This window comes from Exiguobacterium sp. (assembly GCF_020832205.1).
Lineage (GTDB): Bacteria > Bacillota > Bacilli > Exiguobacteriales > Exiguobacteriaceae > Exiguobacterium.
Genome location: NZ_JAFIFD010000019.1, coordinates 50,274 through 73,628, shown reverse-complemented (window position 1 = coordinate 73,628; position 23,355 = coordinate 50,274). Strand labels below are relative to the sequence as shown.

23 protein-coding genes are annotated in these 23,355 nt (G+C 56.3%); 8 read left to right on the top strand and 15 right to left on the bottom strand.

All coding sequences use genetic code 11. The features are described 5' to 3' along the window. Nucleotides 1-87 precede the first annotated feature (87 nt). On the top strand, nucleotides 88-969 hold the full coding sequence (locus tag JJU47_RS04400; protein ID WP_228616527.1) for a tetratricopeptide repeat protein: 882 nt from the start codon (nucleotides 88-90) through the stop codon (nucleotides 967-969). Between the two features lie 45 nt (nucleotides 970-1,014). Here JJU47_RS04400 and JJU47_RS04395 read toward each other — a convergent pair whose 3' ends face one another. The 7 genes from JJU47_RS04395 to JJU47_RS04365 form a co-directional block, all read right to left on the bottom strand. Next, the gene (locus tag JJU47_RS04395; protein ID WP_228616525.1) at nucleotides 1,015-1,764 is read right to left on the bottom strand and encodes an SDR family NAD(P)-dependent oxidoreductase; all 750 of its coding nucleotides are present in this window, start codon (nucleotides 1,762-1,764) and stop codon (nucleotides 1,015-1,017) included. A gap of 105 nt (nucleotides 1,765-1,869) precedes the next feature. Then, a complete protein-coding gene (locus JJU47_RS04390; RefSeq protein WP_228616523.1) occupies nucleotides 1,870-3,573 on the bottom strand; it encodes a methyl-accepting chemotaxis protein in 1,704 nt (567 codons plus the stop codon). A 190-nt stretch (nucleotides 3,574-3,763) separates the two neighbouring features. Beyond that, nucleotides 3,764-5,578: a methyl-accepting chemotaxis protein gene (locus tag JJU47_RS04385; protein ID WP_228616521.1), complete on the bottom strand. Its 1,815-nt coding sequence runs from the start codon at nucleotides 5,576-5,578 to the stop codon at nucleotides 3,764-3,766. A 118-nt stretch (nucleotides 5,579-5,696) separates the two neighbouring features. Beyond that, entirely contained in the window at nucleotides 5,697-5,909 is a 213-nt protein-coding gene (locus JJU47_RS04380) for a DUF2922 domain-containing protein (protein ID WP_228616519.1), read from the bottom strand. 28 nt (nucleotides 5,910-5,937) lie between these two features. Next, nucleotides 5,938-6,150, bottom strand: a complete 213-nt coding sequence (locus JJU47_RS04375; protein WP_029334422.1) for a hypothetical protein — start codon at nucleotides 6,148-6,150, stop codon at nucleotides 5,938-5,940. A 26-nt stretch (nucleotides 6,151-6,176) separates the two neighbouring features. After that, the gene (locus JJU47_RS04370; protein ID WP_228616517.1) at nucleotides 6,177-6,317 is read right to left on the bottom strand and encodes a YvrJ family protein; all 141 of its coding nucleotides are present in this window, start codon (nucleotides 6,315-6,317) and stop codon (nucleotides 6,177-6,179) included. A gap of 72 nt (nucleotides 6,318-6,389) precedes the next feature. Beyond that, nucleotides 6,390-6,602: a hypothetical protein gene (locus tag JJU47_RS04365; protein WP_228616515.1), complete on the bottom strand. Its 213-nt coding sequence runs from the start codon at nucleotides 6,600-6,602 to the stop codon at nucleotides 6,390-6,392. A 319-nt stretch (nucleotides 6,603-6,921) separates the two neighbouring features. Between JJU47_RS04365 and JJU47_RS04360 the strand changes: the two genes are divergently transcribed. Further along, nucleotides 6,922-7,362, top strand: coding sequence for a MerR family transcriptional regulator (locus JJU47_RS04360; RefSeq protein ID WP_228616513.1), 441 nt, complete (start codon nucleotides 6,922-6,924; stop codon nucleotides 7,360-7,362). 57 nt (nucleotides 7,363-7,419) lie between these two features. On the opposite strand, the gene JJU47_RS04355 is transcribed toward JJU47_RS04360, so the two are convergent. Genes JJU47_RS04355 through JJU47_RS04345 form a run of 3 tightly spaced genes read right to left on the bottom strand, consistent with a single transcriptional unit; the run spans nucleotide 7,420 to nucleotide 10,347 of the window. Then, nucleotides 7,420-7,761 (bottom strand): YxeA family protein, encoded by a 342-nt coding sequence (locus JJU47_RS04355; protein ID WP_228616510.1) that lies wholly within the window; start codon nucleotides 7,759-7,761, stop codon nucleotides 7,420-7,422. A 14-nt stretch (nucleotides 7,762-7,775) separates the two neighbouring features. Then, nucleotides 7,776-9,602, bottom strand: coding sequence for an ABC transporter permease (locus tag JJU47_RS04350; protein WP_228616589.1), 1,827 nt, complete (start codon nucleotides 9,600-9,602; stop codon nucleotides 7,776-7,778). Continuing rightward, nucleotides 9,589-10,347, bottom strand: a complete 759-nt coding sequence (locus JJU47_RS04345; protein WP_228616508.1) for an ABC transporter ATP-binding protein — start codon at nucleotides 10,345-10,347, stop codon at nucleotides 9,589-9,591. Before JJU47_RS04345 ends, JJU47_RS04350 begins: the two co-directional genes overlap by 14 nt. A gap of 106 nt (nucleotides 10,348-10,453) precedes the next feature. On the opposite strand from JJU47_RS04345, the gene JJU47_RS04340 reads away from it, so the two are divergent. Then, nucleotides 10,454-11,143 carry a response regulator transcription factor gene (locus JJU47_RS04340; protein WP_228616506.1) on the top strand — a complete coding sequence of 230 codons (690 nt, stop codon included), beginning with the start codon at nucleotides 10,454-10,456 and terminating at the stop codon, nucleotides 11,141-11,143. Between the two features lie 13 nt (nucleotides 11,144-11,156). After that, nucleotides 11,157-12,533 (top strand): sensor histidine kinase, encoded by a 1,377-nt coding sequence (locus JJU47_RS04335; RefSeq protein WP_228616504.1) that lies wholly within the window; start codon nucleotides 11,157-11,159, stop codon nucleotides 12,531-12,533. Nucleotides 12,534-12,576: 43 nt separating this feature from the next. Here JJU47_RS04335 and JJU47_RS04330 read toward each other — a convergent pair whose 3' ends face one another. Further along, the gene (locus JJU47_RS04330; RefSeq protein WP_228616502.1) at nucleotides 12,577-14,409 is read right to left on the bottom strand and encodes a bifunctional diguanylate cyclase/phosphodiesterase; all 1,833 of its coding nucleotides are present in this window, start codon (nucleotides 14,407-14,409) and stop codon (nucleotides 12,577-12,579) included. A 278-nt stretch (nucleotides 14,410-14,687) separates the two neighbouring features. Here JJU47_RS04330 and JJU47_RS04325 point away from each other — a divergent pair, with 278 nt between their 5' ends. After that, nucleotides 14,688-16,514, top strand: a complete 1,827-nt coding sequence (locus JJU47_RS04325) for a C40 family peptidase (protein WP_228616500.1) — start codon at nucleotides 14,688-14,690, stop codon at nucleotides 16,512-16,514. Between the two features lie 113 nt (nucleotides 16,515-16,627). Continuing rightward, complete coding sequence (locus JJU47_RS04320) at nucleotides 16,628-19,330, top strand: EAL domain-containing protein (protein ID WP_228616498.1); 2,703 nt, start codon at nucleotides 16,628-16,630, stop codon at nucleotides 19,328-19,330. A 25-nt stretch (nucleotides 19,331-19,355) separates the two neighbouring features. On the opposite strand, the gene JJU47_RS04315 is transcribed toward JJU47_RS04320, so the two are convergent. Beyond that, complete coding sequence (locus tag JJU47_RS04315; RefSeq protein ID WP_228616496.1) at nucleotides 19,356-19,616, bottom strand: hypothetical protein; 261 nt, start codon at nucleotides 19,614-19,616, stop codon at nucleotides 19,356-19,358. Next, complete coding sequence (locus JJU47_RS04310) at nucleotides 19,613-20,341, bottom strand: DUF3784 domain-containing protein (protein ID WP_228616494.1); 729 nt, start codon at nucleotides 20,339-20,341, stop codon at nucleotides 19,613-19,615. Before JJU47_RS04310 ends, JJU47_RS04315 begins: the two co-directional genes overlap by 4 nt. 125 nt (nucleotides 20,342-20,466) lie before the next feature. On the opposite strand from JJU47_RS04310, the gene JJU47_RS04305 reads away from it, so the two are divergent. Then, nucleotides 20,467-20,940 (top strand): DinB family protein, encoded by a 474-nt coding sequence (locus tag JJU47_RS04305; RefSeq protein ID WP_228616492.1) that lies wholly within the window; start codon nucleotides 20,467-20,469, stop codon nucleotides 20,938-20,940. A gap of 46 nt (nucleotides 20,941-20,986) precedes the next feature. Here JJU47_RS04305 and JJU47_RS04300 read toward each other — a convergent pair whose 3' ends face one another. Further along, a complete protein-coding gene (locus tag JJU47_RS04300; RefSeq protein WP_228616490.1) occupies nucleotides 20,987-22,228 on the bottom strand; it encodes a UDP-glucose dehydrogenase family protein in 1,242 nt (413 codons plus the stop codon). A gap of 161 nt (nucleotides 22,229-22,389) precedes the next feature. On the opposite strand from JJU47_RS04300, the gene JJU47_RS04295 reads away from it, so the two are divergent. Continuing rightward, nucleotides 22,390-22,626, top strand: a complete 237-nt coding sequence (locus JJU47_RS04295) for a hypothetical protein (RefSeq protein WP_228616488.1) — start codon at nucleotides 22,390-22,392, stop codon at nucleotides 22,624-22,626. Between the two features lie 181 nt (nucleotides 22,627-22,807). On the opposite strand, the gene JJU47_RS04290 is transcribed toward JJU47_RS04295, so the two are convergent. Beyond that, the gene (locus JJU47_RS04290; RefSeq protein WP_228616588.1) at nucleotides 22,808-23,329 is read right to left on the bottom strand and encodes a DsbA family protein; all 522 of its coding nucleotides are present in this window, start codon (nucleotides 23,327-23,329) and stop codon (nucleotides 22,808-22,810) included. Between the last annotated feature and the right edge of the window lie 26 nt (nucleotides 23,330-23,355).

The window sequence follows — 23,355 nt, the reverse complement described above, 5'->3', positions numbered from 1 at the left end:
TTTCCCATTTTTTGAAAAAACTCTACTCCGTGCGCGCATTCGCTTGTATAATAAAGCAACAATCACAAACGTACGGAGGGACCCCATTTGAAACACACCATCGATTTACACACCCCAGAATTTCAGCGTACGTTCCTCGAGATGATGCTCCTCGAAGAATTGAGCGAGGACTATAACACGGAAGCGATCGAGACGCTCGTCGTACGCGGCGAGACCGCGTTCCCGAACGACCCGTTCTTCCCGGCAATGCGCGCTTATCCGCTCATCCGTGAAGGCGAGTTTGACCGGGCGAAACAACAACTCGACAAAGCGAGCCAGCTTGGTGACCACTTTCTCATTCATTGCCTCCTCGGTGCCCTGAGCGACGATTCGGGATTCACATATGAAGCCGAGCAACACTATTTACGGGCGGTCGAACGCTATCCGGACGTGCCGATGGCGCAACGGGCGCTCGCCATCCACTACTTCCATCGCAAGTTTTACGGAGAGGCCGGGCTCCACTTGATGCATTACGTCCGCCTCGCCGGGTTCAATGAAGAGACGGTCCCGATGCTGCTCGAGTTCTTCCAAGTGTTCGACGAGATCCCGCTCGAGATGAACGACGAACTGATGAAGGCGGCGATCGGCTACTTGAACGCGAATCCGCGCAACCCGCGGGCGCACTCGCTCTACGCTTCCATCTGCAGCCACCGGGTCGAGATGCTCGTCAAACGTAACCCGGAGAACGAACTGCTCGACGACGAGACGGTCCACATGTTGATCGAAGTCCAAGAGCACGGCATGTGGAGTGCGACATACGACGACAGCGAAGATCAAATGTTCCGCGCCATGTTCGCCGACTATGTCGACAACGTCATCTTGCCGAACACGTCACGTTTCTACGTGTACCGCCTCCGTCTCCGCTATTGGTATCATCGGCTCACCCATCGCGTGACGGGTGGCTATCCGGATTCGATGCGACCGTCATGAACAGAAAACATCCCGCCTTCAGTCAACGAGGGCGGGATGTTTGTATTAAGCCATAAACGGATGAATCGGTCCACGCAGCTCAAACGAGTAGTCTTCATGGTTGACGATGCCGACGACTTCATCGCTTTCTAGCAGCTGCACTAAAAATTCTGCCATCTCTTCGGCCGTGTGATACTTCTCGACGTTGGCGCTGTAGTCGAAGTCCGCTTCTTCGCGGGCCCGGCTCGCAAATCCGGTCTCCGTCGCGGCCGGTGCGAGCACTTTCGCCTGCAGTTTGTCCCCGTTGTTCATGAGCTCACGCGCGATGCCTTCCGTGTAGGCGCTGACGAAGAACTTCGTCGCGCTGTACGTGACTCCTTTTTTCGCGATCCGGTAACCGACGACGGACGCGACGTTCAATAAAGTCGCCCCTTCGACGTTATGGTAATCGCGGACGTACAAATTCGACAAGACGGTGAGCGCCTCGACGTTCAACCGGATCATGTCCTCCATTTTCCCGACTTCGGCGTCTTTTACGAGATTCGAGTCTCCGAACCCGGCGTTGTTGATCCACGTCTCGATGTCGAGGTCGGCGAGCGACTCATAGAGCGCATACACGTTCTCGCTGTACGCCAAGTCGTTCGTCTTCAAAATGACGTCGCTGTTCGGTGAAATCGATTTGATCTCTTGCCGCAACTTCTCGAGTTCGTCCGTGCGGCGCGCCACGAGGACGAGCGACTTCCCTTTCTTCGCGAGCTGTTTCGCTGCCTCATAGCCGATTCCTGAACTAGCACCTGTAATGACCGTATATTTCATCGTCGTTCCCCTTTTCTACTTGAAATGCGTTCTTTTCGGCAATTCCCGAAACGAGGAGGCGTCAACCCTTCGAACGTACAAAAAGCCGTCCGCAGACGGCTCTTGTCACGTATTGAATTTGCCGATCAACGTCTGAAGGTCACCGGTCATGCTGCCGAGTGATTCGGCGACGCCGTTCAACTCTTGAATCATCGCGAGTTGGGAATCGGCCGTCTCGCCGACGCCACGCATCGTGCCGGCCATTTGTTCGCTCTCGCTCGCGATCCCGAGCGCGGCCGTCGCGACTTGTTTCGTCGTCACGGCGATCTCGTTTGATGCTTCACGGATGTGGAGCGTGTTCTCGACCGACTTCTCTAGCTGCTTGACGATTTGGCCGAACGCCTCCGTCGCCTTCTCGAGCAGTTTCGTGTTCGCCTCGACGCGTTTCGCGCTCATTTCATGACGGGTGAGCACCGCATTCGATTGGACTTGGATCGATTCAATCAACCCGGCGATCTTCGTCGCTGACTGCTTCGATTGTTCGGCGAGCTTCCGTACTTCTTCGGCGACGACGGCAAAGCCTTTCCCTTGTTCACCGGCCCGGGCCGCCTCGATCGCCGCGTTCAAGGCGAGCAAGTTCGTCTGGTCGGTGATCGATTGGATGACCTCGGTGATGAGGGCGATCTCGTCAGATTGCCGTTTCAGTGTCGCGATCGAGTCGCCCGTCAGACGCGTCTCGGTCTCAAGGGCGAGCACTTCTTGTTTCGCTTGCTGGATCGTCTCACCGCCGTCCTCGGCGAGCTTGAGGCTTGTCGAGACGTCATCGCTGATTGTCCCGATCGAACGGGCGATCTGATCGACCCCTTCGTCAGCCGCTGCGACCGCTTTCGCGCTTCCGGTCGCTTCTCTTGCCTGTGCGATCGTCTCTTCGACGACGCGCTCGATCATCCGTGTCGTCTCTTCCGTCTGCGAAGACATCTCTTCTGTGCTCGCATACAGTTCTTCCGACTGGGCGGTGATTTCTTGGGCGTTCCTGCTCACTTCATCGATCAACTCGCGAAGGTTCGTCTTCATGCCGTTGAAACCGACCATAAGTTGACCGATCTCGTCACGTGTCAACGCCTGCATGTCGTCTCGCGTCAAATCGCCGCTTGCGACGATGTCGACTTCTTTCGCGATGAGGCGGAGCGGGACGGTGACCATGCGCTGCAAGAAGTAACCGGCGCCGAGCGTCAAGATGAGAATGACGAGGGCCATGATGACCGAATATAAAAATGCACCTTCGCCGCGTTCTTTCAACTGGTCCTGCTTCGCGAGCATGGCCGCTTCAGACTCTTGCTGTATCGTCTCACCCGACTCGATGATCGAAGCCGTCACGTCCGGCATAAGGCGAAGAGCGAGCCGGTCGATGCTCTCTTGATTGCCGGCATCGATGGCGGTGATCAACTGCTTCGCTAAATCATCGTACCCTTTGGCGTAAGACAACAGGTTCTCGAGCTGTTTCGTCTCTTCTTCCGATTCCGACAACTCAAGCAACGCGTGGATCGCGGCTTCCTTGTCCGCTGAACCCCGGCGTTCGGCCTCGAGACGGGCATCATCTTGCTCGAGGATGTAGCCGCGCAGACCGTACGCTTGACGCGTCATACCGAGCGACAGCTCATCGGCCGCTTTCATTTTCATGACGTCTTTTGAAATCATCGCTTCGTAGCGGCTCGTCGTATCTTGTAACGTCCACAAGATGAACCCCATCCCGATCGCGACGAAAAGTAAAATCAATCCGATCCCACTAAATAGTTTTTGCGTTAAGGATAATGTTTTGAATCGTTTCATCTCTGCCGAGGAACTCGTCCTCTTCCACCTCTATTTCTTTCTGTTTTCATTTCACTCCTTTCATCGGAAGATATCCCCTAATTTGTACCAAACACAAAAAGTTCGACAGTTTATTGACCTATCTCGCCACTTTCCCGTTCCATTTTTTGTCACAAAAAAACCGCAACGGATTTTCGTTGCGGTCTCCTCACTATAGTTTGAACTGGGACACCCGGTTCGCGAGCTCGATCGCCCGTTGCTCGGTCTCGGTCATCCGGTGCTGGACGTCGGTGAACCGTTCAACGGACAGTTGGACTTTCTCCGAGATCGACTGCGTCCCGTCGGCTCCTTCGGTCACGGTCGTCGCGACTTCTTGGATGACCCCGAGGATGCTGTCGGTCATATGGCGCAGCTGAAGGGCATTCCCTTCGAACGTCTTCGCCGTCTCTCCGAAGACGCTCGCATCCGTCTCGTACTGTGTCGCCGATGCCTCAAGCCGGTCGTAGTCCGCGAGGACGGTCGTGTCGAGGAACGAGAGCATATCGGCCGAACTCGTGTTGAGTCGCTCGACCGAATCGATGACCGTGTGCGACACCGCTTGAATCTCGTTCACCGTCTGGCGTGAATTCTCGGCGAGCTTACGAATCTCTGAGGCGACGACGGCGAAGCCGCGTCCCGCATCGCCGGCCCGGGCCGCTTCGATCGAGGCGTTCAAGGCGAGCAAGTTCGTCTGGTCGGCGATGGTGAGGATTGCGCTCGTCAACACGCGGATTTCTTCGACCGACTTCGCGCCGCGAATCGCCTCGTCGAGTTCGACCCGTTTCGCTTCGATGATCGCGTTCGCCTCCGTCTTCGACTGAATCGCTTGCGTCCGCATCGCATGGGCGCGCTGTTCGACGTGTTGAGCCGTCTCGGCACTGTCGCTCGACAGTTCGACAATCGAATCGATCGAACCTCCCATCTCCATCGTCGACGCGCTCATCTCTTGCGACGAGGCCGCCGTCTCTTCCATGCCGGCCGTCAGTTCTTCGACCGTACCTGACGTCTCTTCCATGTATCGGCTGAGTTGCGTCACTTCTTCCGCGACTTCTTTTGAAGACGTGAGGACGACTTTCGCCGTCTCGTCGACATCGATCATGAGCTCACGGAGCGAGGCGATGAACGTGTTAAACGAACGGCTCACTTGCGCGATTTCGTCGTTCGACGTGATCGGGATTGACATCGTCAAGTCGCCGCCTTGCGTGGCGAGCTCGTCAAACTTCGTCTGGAGCGTCTGCATCGGCCGGATAATCGAACGGAGCAGGCTCAGTCCGAGGAAGAGGAGTAGTGTGACCGCACCGATCGTCACGGCGACGAGGGCGATGAGCGACTGCTTGAACTCACGTTCCATATCGGCCCCGACGCGCTGTGATCCTTCCGAGTTGTAAGCGACGAGCGCCGTCAACCGCTGTGTGAAGTTGTCGTACGTCGCTTGAGACTGGGCGTCATAGTAGGAACGCGCCATCCCGTTGTTGCCGGACGTGCTGAAGATGAGCATGTTGTCAGAGACACGCTGATACATCTCCCACTGACGGGCGAAGTAATCGAATAGTTCTCTGTCCGTCGCCCCGGTCGCCGTCGCTTCATACTTCGGGGCGATTTCGTTGATGCGGGCCCGGATGGCTTGCATCTCTGTCATCAATTCTTCTTTCCCGGCCGCGTCTTCCGTGACGATATGTTCGAGCTCGAGCGCGCGATAGTTCGCGGCGAGTGTGTTCAACTCATGCGCGTAGTCGAGTCCTTTGTTCCAGTTGTTGACGATGTCGTCCGCTTGCTTGTTCGCGTCGTTCAAGGAAAAGAGCGAATAGCCGCCGACCCCGATGACCATGAGGAGCGACATAAGAACGAGCCCCCATAGTTTTTTACGAATCGTCAGTCCTTTTCCGTTCCCGGCTTTCACCGATTTCGGCCGGATTCGGAACGGGCGCAGCTTCGGTCGCCCGCTCAACTTTTGCCGCAAGCTTGACCAGTCTAATTTCTTCTTCATATATGTAGTCCCCTCTCAAACCAACGTTTCTTCCTATATCGACCGTTTTCAGAAAACTTTGAAGACGATTGACCAACAATTAAAAAAGATGGCTGAACGCTCAGCCATCTTTCAGAAATTATTGGACGTTCAACACGGTCGTCGATCCTTCGATCATCTTGATCTCCGTCCACTTGACGACGTTTTTGCCGAGCGGGTCGTTCGCCACCATGAAGTCGGCGAGCGCTTTTACTTTCATCGGGTCGAGCGGTTGCTTGACGTTGTTCAAACGGAAGCGGGCCACTTTATTGAACGTATCCAAAAAGGCGATTTCGAGTTTTGTTTCAGTCATGAGTCATTCTCCTCCTTAAATGTTGGTGTTAGACTAAGTCGTATTCGCGGACGACGGCGAGTGTGAAGTCTTCTTGCTCGACCATATCGATCATGAGGTGGCCGAACGCCTCGGCCTCGTTGGCCGTGAGCGCGGCGCGAATCGGGCCGAAGCGCTGCGCTTTCTTCGTCGGTTTCAAGCTTTCAAGGTCGTGGTGTGTCGTCAGGACGAGCGTCGCTTTCTTTTCTGTCAGCTGTGCCATGGGGGATGGCTCCTTTCGGGGGATGATTACGTTTCAGAAGGATGGGTGGAGTCCAGGCGCTCGAGCAACTGAATCATGCGTTCGAGCCGCGTCTCAATCCGGTGGAGCAAATAGAGCGAGACGACGATTGGAAATCCAAGATTCGAGATGAGTTCGGGCCAACTCATGTGACCACCTGCTTATCGTGCCGGTTGTCTGCGGCGGGACGAGGGGGTATTCGCATAGGGGGTTCCTCCAGTTTAGACCGTCACGTGGAATTCACGTGATACGACGTACGTGGCGGAGTCGACTGAAAGTAGTCCGGTCAATAGATCGCCGAACTGTTTGATTTCTTCAGTCTCCATCCGCGCACCGAGCGGACCGAAACGGACGAGCTGACGTTTGTCTTTGCCGTCAACGAGCCGTTTCGTGTCGAGATAAAAGACGCTTGCGTATTCTCGATACACTGCCATATGTCTCACCTCCTTCGCCCCTATTAACCGAAGATGGGGGGAGTTTGCTCGCTGAAGTCCATTTTTTCTTTTCATGACTATCGACCTAGACTGTCTGAATATTAATTCATTTGTCTTTGAACCGCGTCATACTTGAGTTCTTATACAATTTAAGATATCGTTAAAAACGTTGAACTGAAATTGAAAATAAGTCGAAAGTCCCGGAATTTCATTCCCCCAATTTCAAAAAACTGACAGTTAATTTCTTGAAAATCGGGTACTATACGAGGGAAGGCATTTTCAGAAATGCCAGTTTGACTTGAAGAAGGAGATACTTCAGATGAACAGCTTAGACATCACACTAACCACCTCTATTCCTTCCGCTCAATTCGACTTCGACCATACCGACCTGACATTTCGCGCGACCGAATGGGATACGTACCGTCCGGAACACGGGAAACCGTTCCCACAACACGACCGGCACATGACCGTCTATCCGCTCAAAGAACTGAGCCGAGCGTTCAGCATCGCCGGCATCCCTCGCAGCCAGCAACAATTGATCAAATGGGAAACCGATGGCGTCTTGCCGCCGACCCCGTTCACGCTTGGCCGCAAACGGTACTATTCGGAAAATCAGATTCGCACGATCGTCGACATCGCTTTGGAATGCGGACTCCGGCCACGGACGCACGTCAAAAAGACAGGCTTCTCTGAATTGGTCCATAAAGAATTGTCGTACATACTTCAACTTGAACTCGCGGATGAACAGCCGCAAGCATGACGAAAACCGCCTTTCTTCACAAGAGGAAAAGCGGTTTTTATCATTCTCGTCATCGACTTATAACTTCTCCCGCGCCGCTTTCGGCACGTCTGAGACTTCGACCTCGTCATACGACGTGACCGCATCGTCTTTGACGTACAGCATCAAGAACGCGCCTTGGCGTAACTCTTTGGCGGCGCTGAACGTGACGTTTTGCGGCTCGCCGTCCGCGTCATACGCTTTCGTCTCATACGTATACCGGCGGACAACCTCTCCCGAGTCGAGCGTCGTCTCTTCGACGTTCGTCACGTCCCCGACTTGAACGTACACGTTCTCTTTGCCGAGCCGATTCCAGTCGATATTGATCACCCCGATCGTCACAAGGACGAACGCGAGCGCGAATCCAATCATTTTCTTCATATTTGATTCTCTCCTTATAGTACAGATTTTGTGAACCGTCGGACCGTCACGACATAATAAACCGCATAGACGGCCGAATAGACAGCCATCCAGACGACGACCGGGACGGTGAAGTCCATCGCGAGCATGTTCGAGAAGGCGATGAGCGCGACCGTCGCATGCAAGAGCCCAAGTGCGTAGGGGGCGAGGAAAACGACGGCGATTTGCTGGCGGACCGTCTGTCTGATGTCGCGTTTTGAGATGCCGACTTTGCGCAACACCGCATACTTCGCCCGGTCCTCTTCGGCTTCGGTCATCGTCTTGAAATAAATGACGCTCCCGGTCGCGACGAGGAAGACGAGCCCGAGGAAACTGCCGACGAAGAGAAGTGCCCCGTTCATCGCCATCGTGTCGCGGTACAGCTCGGTCGCGCTCGAGAAGCTCGTCTCGGTCGACAGCCGCTCGGACAACGCCCCTTGCTCTTTATAGTCGTCGACTTTCACCGCTTGGTACGCGACTTCCTCCGCGGTGATCGCGTCGTACACGTCGTCACGGGCGACGAGGAAGATGCCGCCGAACGTCATGACGTTGAGCGGGGTGTCGCCGATCCGCTCGCTGACCGGATACGTCGTCCCTTCGATTTCGACCGCATCGACGTCTTCACTGAACCGTTCATCATAGAACGGGTCGACGAGACGGACTTCGTTCCCACGGAGCGCGGCCGGTTCTTCCCAACCGAGCCCGCCGGTGACATCGCGATACGTCGACTCGTCGATTAGCCCGTATTCCCGCTCGCCGTATGCGTCCGGGAGACGGACCGTCTTTTTGAGGACGGTCGCCTCGGCGAGGACGTCCGCATCGATCGGTCGGGCCTCCCCTTCCCAGGCGAACGTGTACGGCGTGAACGAGGTGACGTTCTCTTCGGCGTAATAGTACATGCTGAAGATGGCCCCGCCGGCCGTGATGGCCGTCGCACTGATGATGCTGATCAACGTGAGCGTCTTCGCGTTGCCGCGAATCCGGTACAGTAACTGTGACGTCGTCAACATGTTCAAGCGGCGCCACGACCAACGCTCGTTCGCTTTCATTCGTCCGAGGATGAAGATGAGGACGCTGTGGAATAGTAGCGCCGATCCGACGACCGTCAAACCGATGATGACGAGCGGCATGGCGAGGCTCAAGACGCGCCAGAGCGGCGACGTCAAATCTTGAAGCGCGAGCCAATAGGCGACGCCGAGCGTCACGACACCGCCGAGTGCGGCGAGCGCGTTCGCTTTCGGCACGTCCTCACCTTGCTTGTCGGCGTGGAACAGCTCGATCAACTTGAAGCGATAAATGACCCGGTAGCCTTGGAACGACGTGAACAAGAAAATGCCGAGGAAAACGAGAAACGTCTCGACGAGCGCCGAGCCCGAGAAAGCGAAACCGATCGACAAGTCGCTGTTCATGAGCCGAAGCAGCACGTACAAGAGCGCGTTCGCCCCGACGCCCCCGAGCCCGATCCCGATGACGCGCGAGACGGCGCCGATGACAAGATTCTCGAACAAGAGCAGCTGTCCGATCTGTTTTTTCCGGACGCCGAGGAGCGAGTAAAGTCCGACTTCACGCTTGCGCCCCCTTAAGAAGAAGGCGTTCGAATAAGCGATGAACAAGGCGACGAAGATGAGCAAGATGAACGTCGAGGCGCTCATGAGACCACCGATTTGTTTCGACGTCTCGGCGAGCGCACTGATCTCACCGCTATGTTTAAGCGTTGCGAACGTGAAGTAAATGATGATTGAGAAAATCGTCGTCCCGACGTAGAGCGCGTAGCGCGACAAGTTGCGGGCGACGTTATTTTTCGCCAAATCAAAGAGCGTCATCGGACGCACCGCCCTTCAACTCTTCTAGAATGGCCTCATAAAACGCGTCACGCGACGTCGCACCGCGGATGAGTTCTTTTGACAGACGCCCGTCCTGGATGTAGAGGACACGGCGGCAAAAGCTCGCGGCGTAAGCGTCGTGCGTCACCATCATGATTGTCGTCTCGGCCTCGTTCAGCCCGGCGAGCGTGTGGAGCAAGTCGGTCGCCGACTTCGAATCGAGCGCTCCCGTCGGCTCGTCGGCGAAGATGAGTTTAGGGTTCGAGATGAGCGCCCGGCAGACGGCCGTCCGTTGTTTTTGTCCGCCCGAGATCTGATACGGGTATTGGTCGAGAATTTGGTTCAGACCGAACCGTTTGGCGAGCGCGTCGACACGCGATCTCGTCTCCTCGACCGGCGTCTTCGAGACGGCGAGCGGCAGCAAGATGTTCTCGCGCACCGTGAGCGAGTCGAGCAAGTTATAGTCTTGAAAGATAAAACCGAGATGGTCGCGCCGGAAGTCCGATAGCGATTCCTCATCGAGCTTTGCGATGTTTTCCCCGTCGACGAGGATGTCCCCTTGCGTCGGGGTATCGATCGTCGCGAGCACGTTCAACAACGTCGACTTCCCTGCCCCCGACGGACCCATGATGCCGACGAACTCGCCGTGGTCGATCGAAAACGAGACATCGTCGAGCGCCTTGAACGTCGTGCCGCCTTTCCCGTATGTCTTTTCAATGTGGTTGACTTGTAATAATGATTCCATGAATAGCACCTCTTTCTACTGACTACGATACAGGCGCCACCTTAACTGAAAATCACGCGTACCTTACGAAATCCTTAAATGATATGCTTGAAGGAGAGGTGATCACATGGAACAACCACGCATCCTAATCGTCGATGACGAGAAAGATTTATGTACACTCATTCAAAAAGCGCTCGAGAAAGAAGGCTTCACCCACATCGAGACGGCGCATACGGTGAAAGGCGGGATCGAGACGTTCCGCGCCTTCGGTCCGCACATCGCCATCCTTGACGTCATGTTGCCGGACGGGGAAGGTTACGACCTGTGCCGGCAAATCCGGGCCACATCGAACATCCCGATCTTGTTTTTGTCGGCCAAGTCCGACGAGATCGACAAGATCCTCGGCCTCGCCATCGGTGGCGACGACTACATCACGAAGCCGTTCAGCCCGAAAGAAGTCGCCTTCCGCATCAAGGCGCAACTGCGGCGGGTGTCGATGTATGACACGCCTGCGCCGCAAGACGTCACCGTCGGCCCGTTCCGGATGAACGCGGACGGCAACGAGGTGTACTTGCATGACAAACGGCTCGAGCTGACGGCGAAAGAAGTCGGCCTGCTCGCTTGTTTCCTCCGCCACCCAAACCAAATCCTCAGCAAAGAGACGCTGTTCACCCGCGTCTGGGGCGAGGACTTTTACGGATCGGACAACACGGTCATGGTGCACATGCGCCGGCTCCGTGAAAAAATCGAGCCGAACCCTTCCGACCCGACATTTATCGTGACGGTCAAAGGGCTCGGCTATCGGTTCAACGCATAGGAGGTGACACGTTGTGAAATGGAAATTGACCGGACGCTACTTACTGTCCGTCCTCCTCATCGTCACGGCCATCGTCATCTTGAACATCGCCATCCTCGTCGGCCTGCTCGTCAACGAGCGGACCGGGCTCGACGATGTCGAGAGCAACTCCGGTGAGACGTTCACGCGCACGTTCAACCAATACATGACGCTCGAGGACGGCGCGCCGGTCGTGTCCGAGGCAGGGCTTGAGGCGCTCGAACGGAACAGCGCCTGGCTCCAAGTCCTCGATACGTCAGGAAACGTCGTAACGGACGCGTTCGCCCCGGAGACAGCACCCGACGCGTACACCCCGCTCGAGTTGATTCATATCTATAAGTACAAAGACGACGACTTGACGCTCTACTTCGTCGGCGGCTTCGAGTCATACAGCTATCTCGTCGCGTTTCCTGAAGCGACCGAGGGCAGGCTCGTCACGATGATCGACCCCGAGTCCCTCATCGCCTACTTGTCGAAAGCAGGTCTCATCTTGCTCATCGTCGACCTCATCGTCGCCGCGCTCATCGGGCTCGCCTTCAGCTCCCGCTTGACGCGTCCCGTTTATCGTCTGACCGAACGGATCGCCCAATTGAAGGCGCGCGACTTCTCGACCGTCGAACCGAAACGGCCCGGCATATATCGTCCCGTGTTCGCGAACTTGAACGACGTCTCGCAGACGCTGACGACGTATGAACGGGAACGCGAACAGCTCGACGTCCGGCGCAAAGAGTGGATGAGCAACGTCTCGCACGACTTGTTGACACCACTCGCTTCGATCCAAGGGTACGCCGAGCTGCTCGACGACACAGACGTCGACGAGACGGAGCGCCGCCAATACGCCTCCGTCATCGAACGGCAAGCCCGGTATATGAAAGAGTTGCTCGATGACTTCAACTTGACGATGCGGCTGCAGCATGGCGACTTCCCGCTCGACAAAGTCGCGACGAATCTTGAGCCGTTCGTCCGTGAACTCGTCATCGACGTGTTGAACGACCCGCGTTTCAGTCACCGCTCCATCGCGTTTTCAAGCGATGATGCGGCGACGCGGCACATCGATGCGCACTTCATGAAGCGGGCGCTCCTCAACTTCTTGTACAACGCCTTGCTCCACAACGACGATGCGGTGAATGTCACGGTCCGTGTCGATGGAGACACGGTCACGATCTCAGACGACGGGCGCGGTATCGATGCGGCTGACTTGCCGTACATCTTCGAACGATATTACCGCGGCACGAACACGGACGACTCGCTCGGGAGCGGGCTCGGCATGGCCATCTCTCGTGACATCATCGAAGCGCACGGGGGGGCGGTGTCGGTGACGAGCAGCCCAGGGCACGGCACGTCAATCCACATCACGTTGCCAGACAAATGATCTGCATACGCAAAAGAGGTTCGCCGCGCGGCGAACCTCTTTGTCATGTCGTTTCGTATTCGGCGATCCACTGTTCAAGCTCCTCAATCGGGAGCGGGCGCGAGAAGTGGAACCCTTGCATCTCGTCGCAGCCGAGCATCTTCAACGTTCGGCGCTGGCTGTCCGTCTCGATGCCTTCGCACACCGTCTTCAATCCGAGTCCGCGGGCGAGCTCGATGATCGACTGGACGATGACGTTGCCGGTCGGGTCGTTCTCCGTCACCTGGATGAACTGGCGGTCGATCTTGATCTCGTGGATCGGATAGTGTTTCAAGTAGACGAACGCCGAGAATCCGGTACCGAAATCGTCAATCGAGATCGAGAACCCTTCATTCCGGAAAGCGACGAAGCGCTCGATGACGTGTTGCTGGTTTTCCATGCCGACGCTTTCCGTGATCTCGAACGTCAAATACGTCGGACAGACGCCCATGTCTTTGACGATCCGAGAGAGCTTTTCAACGACCCCTTCAGACAAGAAGTGACGGGCCGACAAGTTGAGGGCGAGCCGATACGGGCGGTCCGAGGCGTGCCACGCTTTCAGCTGTCGGCACGCGAGCACGAGCATCTGCTCCTCGAGTGCGAGGATGACACCGGTCGACTCAGCGAGCGGGATGAAGTCGAGCGGAGGGATGAGCCCTTTTTTCGGATGGACCCATCGCATGAGCCCTTCGAACCCGTTCAGGCGTCCCGTCTTCGCATCGATTTTCGGCTGATAGTAGAGCGTGAACTCGTTCAAGGCGATGCCTTTTCGGAGGCTCATCTCGAGCGTCAGCTGGGCCGTCGCCTGTTCTCCCATCTCCGGCTCATAAAACGTAACGACGCTGCGCTGCACGTTGCCGCTCTCGGCGATGCGCGTCGCATGAATCAAATCGAGCGTCGAACGCGTCTTATCCTCGATGGCGATGAAGGCGCTCATCGTCAAGACGACGTCTAACGCGCCGACCGTGTACGGTTCTTTCGTCACCGTCTCACAGAGCATGTCAGCGATGCCGTACGCTTTGATGCGGTCCCCGTAAGGCGTCCAAATCATGAATCCGGACTGGGAGATGCGGGCTAGCATCGACGATTCGACTACGAGACTGAGCCGGGCCGCGACTTCTTTGACGAGCGCGTCCGATTTCTCGAGCCCGAGTGCGTCCTCGACCGAGCGGAACTTGTCGACTTTCACATAGATGAGCGAACCAAGGTGTTGGCTCGCCTCTTCACGGATGCGGTCAATCTGTTCGACGAACGCGTTCTCGTTCATGAGCCCGGTGAGCGCGTCCGTATAGGCGAGACGGGTGACATGGGCCTCGATCGACTGGCGCTCGAGCCGCAAGTATAGGATGGCGATAAAATCTGACAGCGTGCTGACGATGAGTTCTTCCATGTACGTCCACGCCCGGGGCGCGAACGTCTCACAGCAGATGACGCCTTTCGCCTTATTGTTCGCATAAATCGGGGCGTCGAGCATGGAATAGATGCGTTGCCCTTCGACGAAATATTGTGCGTACAGCTCTTTCACCCACGGGTGGCTGCGCACGTCATCGAACGGGAGGACCCGGTTCGTCCGGAGAGCGTCGAAGTAGACCGGCGCGTCCGCGCGATAGACGGTCAATTCCGGATAGCTCATCCCCGCCTCTTTCGAATAGGCGACTTGGCAACTGATTGACGCGTACGTGTCGGCAAAGTGCCAAATCGAGACGGTGTCGACGTCGAGCATGTCGGCGACGACTTCACACATGTAGCCGATCGCTTGCTGCACGGTCTCCTCGTTCACGTCAGGCATGCGGACGAGGTCGAACAGTTTCTCTTGATGTTTTCGATACGATTGTGCTGAAAAGTTCTCCTCGGTCATATATTCTTTACCTCATATCATCATTTTTATTTTAATGATAGCATGAAACAACACATTTAATATTTTCCAAAATTCAACATAAAGTCAATTTCCCATTCACCTTTTTTGGATATGAGAATCCATTTATGGATTCAACAAAAATATTGACCTTATTTTAAACACAACAGGCTAATATATGTTATTACGCCATTGCCCCTTCATTTCATAAACACGTACAATATAAATTGTATAGCATTTATCGTCAGTCATTAAAATTTTTCCATGAAGGAAGTGACTCTATGAATCATAAATCCGGTCTCATGTACTCATTCGCCGCTATTGCTGCTATAACTGTCCTCTCCCAGACCGATGATATTTCTGCCGCCAGCACCCATACGGTCCGTGCCGGAGATACGCTCTGGTCGATCAGCCAACAGCACAACGTATCGCTTTCGACGTTGAAGTCGGTGAATAACTTGTCGTCCGACCGCATCGCCATCGGACAAACGTTGAAACTGTCATCCGGACCCGTGACGCTTACAGCTACAAGCACCACGACGCAAGTCAAACGTACGACGACGGCCAACTTGAACCTCCGCGCGGGCGCGGGAACGACGCACAGCGTCCTCCTCACCATCCCGAAAGGGCAAACGCTCACACCACTCAAGACGAGCGGCGCTTGGTCGCAAGTGACGTATAACGGGAAGACGGGTTGGGTGCATAACGATTTCTTAAGCCAAGTCTCAGCCGCACCAAAGCCGGTAGTACCCGCTGCTCCGAAACCGGTGGCTACGGTCGTCACGCCGAGCGCTGCGACGACGTCGAAGACGACCGCCAACTTGAACTTGCGCGCCTCGAAATCGACGAGCGCCCGCGTCCTCGTGACGATCCCGAAAGGACAGACGGTCACCGTCTTGAAAGTCGAAGGCACGTGGTCACACATCAAATACGGTTCGCAGACGGGCTTCGTCGCGAATACATATTTAACGAAAGCCTCCGCCTCAGCTTCGACATCGGCTCCGACAGCGCCGAGCGCACCGGCCCAACCGGCGCAAGTGAAAGAAGAGAGCATCAACGTCTCGTACGTCACGACGGCCAACTTGAACGTCCGTCAAGGCGCTGGCGTCGGCTTCGCGCTCGTCACGACGGTCCCGAACGGTACGACCGTGACGGCGACGAAACAAAACGGTTCGTGGGTGTACGTGACGTACAACGGTAAGTCAGGTTACGTCAGCACTGGTTTCTTGAAGCAGACGACGACTACACCGAGTGCACCGGTCGCCCCGAACTTAGGGGACGCCGGCGCCGGAAACACCGACGTCGACTATATCGTCAACACACCGTCCTTGAACGTTCGCGCCTCGGCGACGACGAGTTCGTCCGTCATCGGCAGCGTCACCGCCGGACAGACGCTCCGCGTCGTCCAAACGGCAAACGGTTGGCATCAGATTTACATCGGCAACACGACCGGGTTCGTCTCAGCCTCATTCGTCAAACAAGTCCCGAAAGGCACGGCCGCGACACCGACGTGGGTGAGCGGTTCGTTCGATTCACATACGTTCTTCACGGCGAACCCGGCCGCGATCCGCGCCCAAGCGAACGAGACGAGCCCGATCGTCGGGTCGACGCTCCGCGGCGGTTTATTGAACGTCATCGGTGAGACGGCTACCCATTACCGGCTCGCCGAAGGGTTCGTCGCCAAGTCGTTCGTCACGCAAGTGAACGGCAAGTCCGCCCAAGCGACACGTCTCGCGACGATCGCCGTCGCCCAGCGCTTCGTCGGGACCCCTTACGTTTGGGCTTCATCAAGCCCGGTCAATGGCGGTTTCGACTGCTCGGGAATCATCTTCTATGCGTTCAACCAAGCGGGTGTCAACATCCCGCGCACGAACGTCGCCAACTATTGGGGCGGTGCTTATTTCGGCCCGCAGCTTCCGAAGTCGTTCACGCCACAAGCAGGAGATCTCGTCTTCTTCGAGAACACGTATACGGCCGGCCCGTCCCATATGGGCATCATGATCAACGCCGATACGTTCATCCATGCCGGCACGTCCGGTCTCGGTTACAACCAAATCAGCAAAGAGCCGTATTGGCAATCGCGCCTCATCGGCTACAAGCGCCCGTGACTTTCGTCGCATCCCGAAAACCCGACCTTAGTCGGGTTTTCTTTGCGTTATGCAGGATTTTGCCCCGATGACTCGAAATGCGATATAAGATAGGAAGAAAAAGGAGGTGTCCGATGGGTCAACATCGCTTCGCTAAAATCCCATATCGGATTTATACGATGGGACTCGCCATCGCCTGTCTCATCGGCGTGCTCTTGTTCGGGTTAGGATTGAGCTACTATTGGAAAGAAAAGCATGTCGCCGTCGAGCAGACGGTGATGAACTTGAACCATGCTGCCGACCTCGCCGGCGTCGAATCGTATCTCGTGCTCCACCATGCGGCCCGGCTGTATGAGACGAACTCGGAGCAACCGACATCGCTCCTCTCCTCCCCGTACCGGGAACGGGCGCTCCAATATAACATCCAGCTCCGCGACGACTTCGAGACAGGCGTGAACGAACGGGAACGCGAAGCGCTCCTCGCCTTCTCGGAAAATCTCGAGATGGCGCTCGACGAAGACCGATTCGATACGGTGCCGTTCGACGTCATCGAGTCAATCGACCGCCGCTGGCTGTACCAAGGGCTCGAACGGACCGCTCAAGAGAACACCGCCTACGAACTCACCGACGCCGTCATGCGCATGCAGATGACGTTCGTTCAAAACGTGACGAACTTGCTCGCGGAGACGCCGAACCAAGAAGCGCTTGAGAACGAGATCGCCCCGCTCGAGAACGAGGCCCGATTGATCGAGGAAATCATCGCGACCGACCCGACTTTGCAACGAAAATCGGTCGCCGACTTGATCGAGTCCGCGCTCGCCATGAGCCGGATCGCCACGTCCGAATCGACGCTCGAGGCCCGTTACGTCAACGGCACGACGTTTTATGAGGACACACATGACGTGCTCCGCTCGGTCCGTACGACAGCCGAGACGACGCTCGCGACCGAAAGGAACCGTTATGGCACTCTCGCCATCGCCGCCTTGTTGCTTACGCTCCTCTTGTCGACAGGACTGCTCGCGGCACTTTGCCTCACCCGGAAGTCGTACGCCCATGACCTCGATCATTTGAAAGCGCGCGCCCTCGCCATCGACCCGAGCAAGGAACCAGTCGAGGCGACGTTCCCGAACAGCCACGACTTCCGCGGCATCGAGGACGAGTTGCGTGAGATTGCCGTGAGCGTCCACTCGACCGTCCATACGCTCGAGGCGCAATCAACGGACCTGCTCCGCTATCACGAACGTTGGTCGTCACTTTTCTCCGAGACCGGCCTCGCCATCGCCCTCGTCGATGACACGTACGACTTCATCGAACGAAACGATGTGTTCCGCCAGTTTTTCGGGGAGCGCAACTTGTATGAGATCAACCAGCTACTCACCGATACCGGACGCCGCCTCTTCCGTGAGGCGCTTGACGGGGTGACCGAGCACGGGACGAGCGCCCAGTTCATTCTGCACTTGAAAGGTGAGCACGTCCGCTTCTTGAACGTGAAGATTATCCCGCTCAAACGCGGTGAAGCTTTGACGTATTACCTCATCCTAGAAGATGAGACCGAGCGCGTCGAGCGGGAGCGAAAAGTCGACCGGCTCGTCCGGTTCGACATCGCGACCGGGCTCTACAACGAGTATGGCTTCGTCCAAGCGTGGGCGAAGCAAGACATCGATGGCTCGTTCGTCGCGATCAAACTGAACGACTTCCACCATCTCGTCGATTGGTACGACGCGACGTACGCCGACTTGCTCATGACGGAGTTCGCCCGCCACGTCGAGGACCGGCTCGGGAAGTACGCCCACCACTTGTTCGGACGCTACCGGGACGACACGCTGATGCTGTACGTCAAAGGCTTCACGGCCGAGGACGAGCACGAGCTGCTCGAACTGTTCCCGACCGAGCTCCTCATCAATCAAAAGCGTCAGACCGTCCACGTTCAAATCGGGGCGACACATACGACGCCGAACTACACCGACTGTTTGTTCGAGGCGACGAAAGCGCTCCAGCACGCCAAAGAGACGCGGACGCCGTTCGTCTGGTACGACGCGAGCATCCTCGCCCAGCTTCAATGGGCCGCGCTCATCGAGCAGGCGCTTCCCGATGCGATCTCAAAAGGACAGATCACCGTCGCCTACCAGCCGCAAGTCGAGTTGAAGACGGGCCGAATCGTCGGCGCCGAGGCGCTGGCGCGGTGGCGCCACCCGGAAATCGGTCAAGTGCCGCCGAACGAGTTCATCCGCATCGCCGAGCGCTCCGACCAGATCCTCTGGTTGTCGCACTCGATTCTCGACCAAGTCATCGACCAGCTCGTTTCGTGGCGGGACACACCGTTCGCGGACATCTCGCTGTCGTACAACTTGTCGGCCCATTCGGTCGACCCGTCCATCGTCGCGAAGCTGCGTGATTTGATTGAAACGCATCCGTGGCTTCCGGACCGGTTGAAGATCGAGCTGACCGAGTCGGCCGACATCATGTCGCATACGGGTGAGCTCGACCGGCTCGAAGACATCGCCGACCTCGGCTACTGTCTGTCCATCGACGATTTCGGTACCGGGTACGCCTCGTTCGAAGCGATCTGGCATTTGCCAATCCAAGAAGTGAAGATCGACCGGATGTATGTGAGCGGCAAAGCGAAAGACAGTACATCGTTCCTGCGGGCCGTCTCCCGCTTCGCGAGCGAACAACAGCTCACCTCGCTAGCAGAAGGCATCGAGACCGAAGAAGACCTCGCCCGCATCCTCGCCGAAGGGGTCGACATCGGGCAAGGGTACTACTACGCCCCCGCCCTCGAGACGAACGCGTTCGAGGCGTGGGTACGCGAAAAGACGGGCTACTTGGAGAAGTGACCCGCCCGAACCGGCTGACCTTGTGTCAGCCGGTTTTTCGTTTAAATAGATTCAGCACGAGCTTCAGCGTGATCAAGCCGAAAATGATCGGCAAGACGACCGGCAGCGAGCCGCACGGCAACAAGCCGAAGACGATGAACACGGTCATGCCGACCGTAAAAAACAGTTTGATCCCACGGTCCACCGTGAACTTGTCCCACTGCCAGACGAGCAAGAGCAATGCGAATGGCGGGAAGAAGAACGTCAAGAAAAAGAACGGCATGTTGCGCGTGTACCACGGATTCATCGATCGATCACCTCCTCGTACAACGCCTCCGTCGCCTCATCCGTCTCTCTATTCACATAGATCGGTTTCCCGCTCCAGTCGATACGGATGGCGGACGAAACATCCCGGTCGATGAACAAGAGCACGTCTTCTTTGTCCGTCGTCCGGAAGTGCCCTGTCCACCGAGACGTCGTCGCCGCCCCGTTCGTCCGGCGCTCGACGGCCGGCACGTCCGTCAACGTGACGTCTGTGATCTCGTCAAACGGCACGGTCTGGCCGTAACTCCCTTCGATGACGAGCGCGGTGTCCGTGAGCGTGACCGCGCTCGGCTGAGAGAACCAGATGAAGATGCCCGGCACGACCGTGAGCAACAAGACGGAGACGAGGACAATCGGGATGAGTTTCTTCTTCCCACCCGGACGGAGCCGGCCGGACTCGTCAAAGATGTTGCCGTCGTATGCTTGGGCGCGCCAGAGGATCACGACGACGAACAACAGCAAGCCGATGAAGAACGGTTCAAGCGGGATGCCGAGCCCGAGCGTCTCGACGGCCGCGATGAGAAGAAAGATGATGCCGATTCCGTAACACATGATCCCGATGAGGCGGGCGACCGACTTGATGTCGACGCGGGCCTTCTGTTCCCGCTTCATCGTATTGTACCCCGAGATGAGGAAGTGCCAGCCGAGCCGATGGACGGCGAAGCCGAGGAAAAACATAAGGACTGCTGCGATTGCTAAAACCCACATGGATGGATCCCTCCTTCTCCCCTATTCTACTTGAAAGCGAGGGAAACGTTCCAACAATCACCGGACGTGTCTCCGCGAACAGAAGTTCAGTATACTGAACGTAGACCGAAAAAGGGGGAATCTCGATGTATCGTACGAAACAAGACTTCATCACCGATTGGGAGACGTCATCCCGCGGCACGCTCGACGTGCTCCGCGCCGTCACCGATGAGGCGCTCGGACAAGCGATCGTCCCGGGGCACAACTCGCTCGGATGGATCGGCTGGCACGTGACGACCGCGCTCGGCTACTTCACGAACTTGCTCGGCTTCCGGCTGTCGGCACTGAAATCACTCACGCAGCCGAACGAGGCGGCGACGATCGCCGACCAGTACGAACGGTACGCCGGTGAGATTTTGCGAGTGGCCGAACAGTTCACGGACGACTACTTGCTCGAAGAAGTCGACGTCCACGGCACGATGAAACCGCGCGGCGCCGTGCTGCGGATGATGATGGACCACCAGACGCACCACCGCGGCCAGATGACGGTGCTGCTCCGCCAGGCCGGCCTCACCGTCCCAGGCGTCATGGGACCGACGAAAGAACAAATGACTAAATAATTGACGTACAAAAAGACGAGACCTATGTAGCTTGTCTCGTCTCGTTTTATTTAGATGTCGGGGTGTTCGTCTTCTTTTGCATCCGACCAATGCCTTCATACTGTACATCGTGCGGGTCGCGGGCGAACTTCCAAGCGTTTCGGGCATCGATCAATCGCTTCTGCCGCATCCCGGCGAACGCTTCAGGGTTCAAGTTGACGATTTCTGGCCACTCCGTGACGAGGATGGCGTAGTCCGCTCCGGCGAGTGCTTCTTCCGCCGTCGCCGTTTGGCGATAGTTCCACGTCGCGAGCGGGTCGTACCCGACGACTTCGACTTCTTGCAACAACAACTGTTGCGCGAGCGCGACCGATGGGGCGTCGCGCATATCGTCCGTCCCCGGTTTGAAGGCGAGGCCGAGGAAAGCGACGCGCATGCCGCGTGTCACGTCGAGCTTCGAGAGCAAGTAGTGGAGCTGCGCCGTGTTCGTCTCGGCCGCGGCCCGGATGACCGGCAAGTCGAGCCCGTTGTCTCCAGCCACGTGAAGGAGCGCGTTCATGTCTTTCGGGAAGCACGAGCCGCCGTAGCCGAGACCGGCGTTCAAGAACGACCGGCCAATGCGCGGGTCAAGCCCCATGCCGTCGGCGATCGTCGTGATGTCGGCACCTGCCTTGTCGGCGAGACGCGACAAGTCGTTCATGAAACTGATCTTCGTCGCGAGAAACGCGTTCGACGCATATTTGATGAATTCGGCGTTGATCGGTGACGTGCAGACGAGCGGGACGCCGAGACGGCCGTATATGCCCGCGAGCTCTTCACACATCTCGAGGTCTTCGCTGCCGATGACGACGCGGTGCGGCTTCAACACGTCGGCGAGGGCGCGCCCTTCCTGTAAAAATTCAGGAACGATGGCGAACGTATGCGCCGGGTACATCACTTTGAGCAGATCCGTCGTCCCCGGCGGCACCGTGCTCCGGATGACGATCTTCTGTTTCGTCTTCACTTCGGCGAGCACGTCATCGACGAACGTCAAATCGCAACTTCCGTCCTCGCGGCTCGGTGTGCCGACGGCGAGAAACAAGTAATCGACGCCTTCTGTCGACGCGATCTCGTCTGTCAACGTGATCGCGTCAGCGAATTCCTGCAACACTTCGGCCATCCCCGGTTCGTGGAACGGGATCGTGCCGCCCCTCAACTGTTCGAGTTTCGGTGCCTGTTTCTCGACGCCGATGACCTCGTGCCCTGCTTTCGCCAGTCCACACAACGTCGCCAATCCGACGTATCCAAGACCAATAATTCCAAATTTCACGTCAGTTCCTCCTTCAATCATCTACTCTCAACTGTATCGAAACACCGCCGGTATGGGAAGGTTTCAACGTGCCGCAATGCTCTGTTTCATCGCTCACGAGTGCGTGTTTGCGCTTGAAAATGCTATAATGGGTCAAAATGACGCTAGAAAGGACTAACCGCATGGGCTTACTCGCTTTCTTTTTGATTACTTTACTCATCTATTATTGGTTTCCGGTCCGGGGGGGACTGAAAACGTTCCTATTGATCCTCATCATGGTGAGCGGTTGGCTCTCCATCTTTGAAATCGTATCCATCCTCGAAGCCCGTCCATGGGTCGCCGCACCTTTGCTTCTCGTCCTCGGCCTCGTCGTCTGGAAGTGGCGCAAAAATCGAAATCAGCAACAAAGAAGCGTTTGACGACAGTCAGATGCTCTTTTTATTAACATTCGATAAATAGCGATTTAATTCCTGTACCTACTAAAAAAAGCGCGATTCACATCGCACCTTTCGATAACTCTCTCATGAGATTTTTTTGAACTGGACAATATCGTTACAATCGGAAGGACAGAGAATCACTTACACATTGACCATAAACCTTTCATTGCGCCATATCCACTTCCACTTGATCACCCACTTGAATCTCACCTTTGATCACTTGCTCCATCTCCTCTAAACTGAACGCATCCAAAAGCTTAATCTTATTCACGTACACGGTTGGAACATAATCAACCCCTAGGTCTCTCGTATATAACCGAGCATTTTGAATTCCTTCATCGACCCGTGGGACGAGAAGTACTTCCGCGTTTACATCGAACGTTTCCGCGAGACGCCGAACGTATGCTTCTGTTCCGTAATCATCTATCTCAGCGTCACTCGCGATGTGACGTTGGAGCTCGTAATATTGCTCGGGTATCAGTTGTTCTGCATTCGCATCGACTGTAGCAAGTAACTGTGACCTTTCGTTTAACAATACGAGTGGCTGTCCTTTAAACGCTATCTCTCCGTTATCAAGCCATCGAGACTCAATTTGCGGTAGGACGTCCTCCATCCACTTTTTACACCACGGACAACTGTAGTCAAAGACAAAAACAATCTCATTCTGTCCATCACCAAGACTCACCTTGTCCTCAAGGGGCAATTCGTAAG

Excerpts from the sequence above, each read along its gene's own strand:
- JJU47_RS04345 (WP_228616508.1), bottom strand. The coding sequence starts at position 10,347 with ATGGAATCATTATTACAAGTCAACCACATTGAAAAGACATACGGGAAA.
- JJU47_RS04330 (WP_228616502.1), bottom strand. The coding sequence starts at position 14,409 with ATGACCGAGGAGAACTTTTCAGCACAATCGTATCGAAAACATCAAGAG.
- JJU47_RS04350 (WP_228616589.1), bottom strand. The coding sequence starts at position 9,602 with ATGACGCTCTTTGATTTGGCGAAAAATAACGTCGCCCGCAACTTGTCG.
- JJU47_RS04340 (WP_228616506.1), top strand. The coding sequence starts at position 10,454 with ATGGAACAACCACGCATCCTAATCGTCGATGACGAGAAAGATTTATGT.
- JJU47_RS04305 (WP_228616492.1), top strand. The coding sequence starts at position 20,467 with ATGTATCGTACGAAACAAGACTTCATCACCGATTGGGAGACGTCATCC.
- JJU47_RS04390 (WP_228616523.1), bottom strand. The coding sequence starts at position 3,573 with ATGAAACGATTCAAAACATTATCCTTAACGCAAAAACTATTTAGTGGG.
- JJU47_RS04365 (WP_228616515.1), bottom strand. The coding sequence starts at position 6,602 with ATGGCAGTGTATCGAGAATACGCAAGCGTCTTTTATCTCGACACGAAA.
- JJU47_RS04295 (WP_228616488.1), top strand. The coding sequence starts at position 22,390 with ATGGGCTTACTCGCTTTCTTTTTGATTACTTTACTCATCTATTATTGG.
- JJU47_RS04370 (WP_228616517.1), bottom strand. The coding sequence starts at position 6,317 with ATGAGTTGGCCCGAACTCATCTCGAATCTTGGATTTCCAATCGTCGTC.
- JJU47_RS04310 (WP_228616494.1), bottom strand. The coding sequence starts at position 20,341 with ATGTGGGTTTTAGCAATCGCAGCAGTCCTTATGTTTTTCCTCGGCTTC.
- JJU47_RS04360 (WP_228616513.1), top strand. The coding sequence starts at position 6,922 with ATGAACAGCTTAGACATCACACTAACCACCTCTATTCCTTCCGCTCAA.
- JJU47_RS04385 (WP_228616521.1), bottom strand. The coding sequence starts at position 5,578 with ATGAAGAAGAAATTAGACTGGTCAAGCTTGCGGCAAAAGTTGAGCGGG.
- JJU47_RS04315 (WP_228616496.1), bottom strand. The coding sequence starts at position 19,616 with ATGAATCCGTGGTACACGCGCAACATGCCGTTCTTTTTCTTGACGTTC.
- JJU47_RS04380 (WP_228616519.1), bottom strand. The coding sequence starts at position 5,909 with ATGACTGAAACAAAACTCGAAATCGCCTTTTTGGATACGTTCAATAAA.
- JJU47_RS04320 (WP_228616498.1), top strand. The coding sequence starts at position 16,628 with ATGGGTCAACATCGCTTCGCTAAAATCCCATATCGGATTTATACGATG.
- JJU47_RS04325 (WP_228616500.1), top strand. The coding sequence starts at position 14,688 with ATGAATCATAAATCCGGTCTCATGTACTCATTCGCCGCTATTGCTGCT.
- JJU47_RS04395 (WP_228616525.1), bottom strand. The coding sequence starts at position 1,764 with ATGAAATATACGGTCATTACAGGTGCTAGTTCAGGAATCGGCTATGAG.
- JJU47_RS04375 (WP_029334422.1), bottom strand. The coding sequence starts at position 6,150 with ATGGCACAGCTGACAGAAAAGAAAGCGACGCTCGTCCTGACGACACAC.
- JJU47_RS04355 (WP_228616510.1), bottom strand. The coding sequence starts at position 7,761 with ATGAAGAAAATGATTGGATTCGCGCTCGCGTTCGTCCTTGTGACGATC.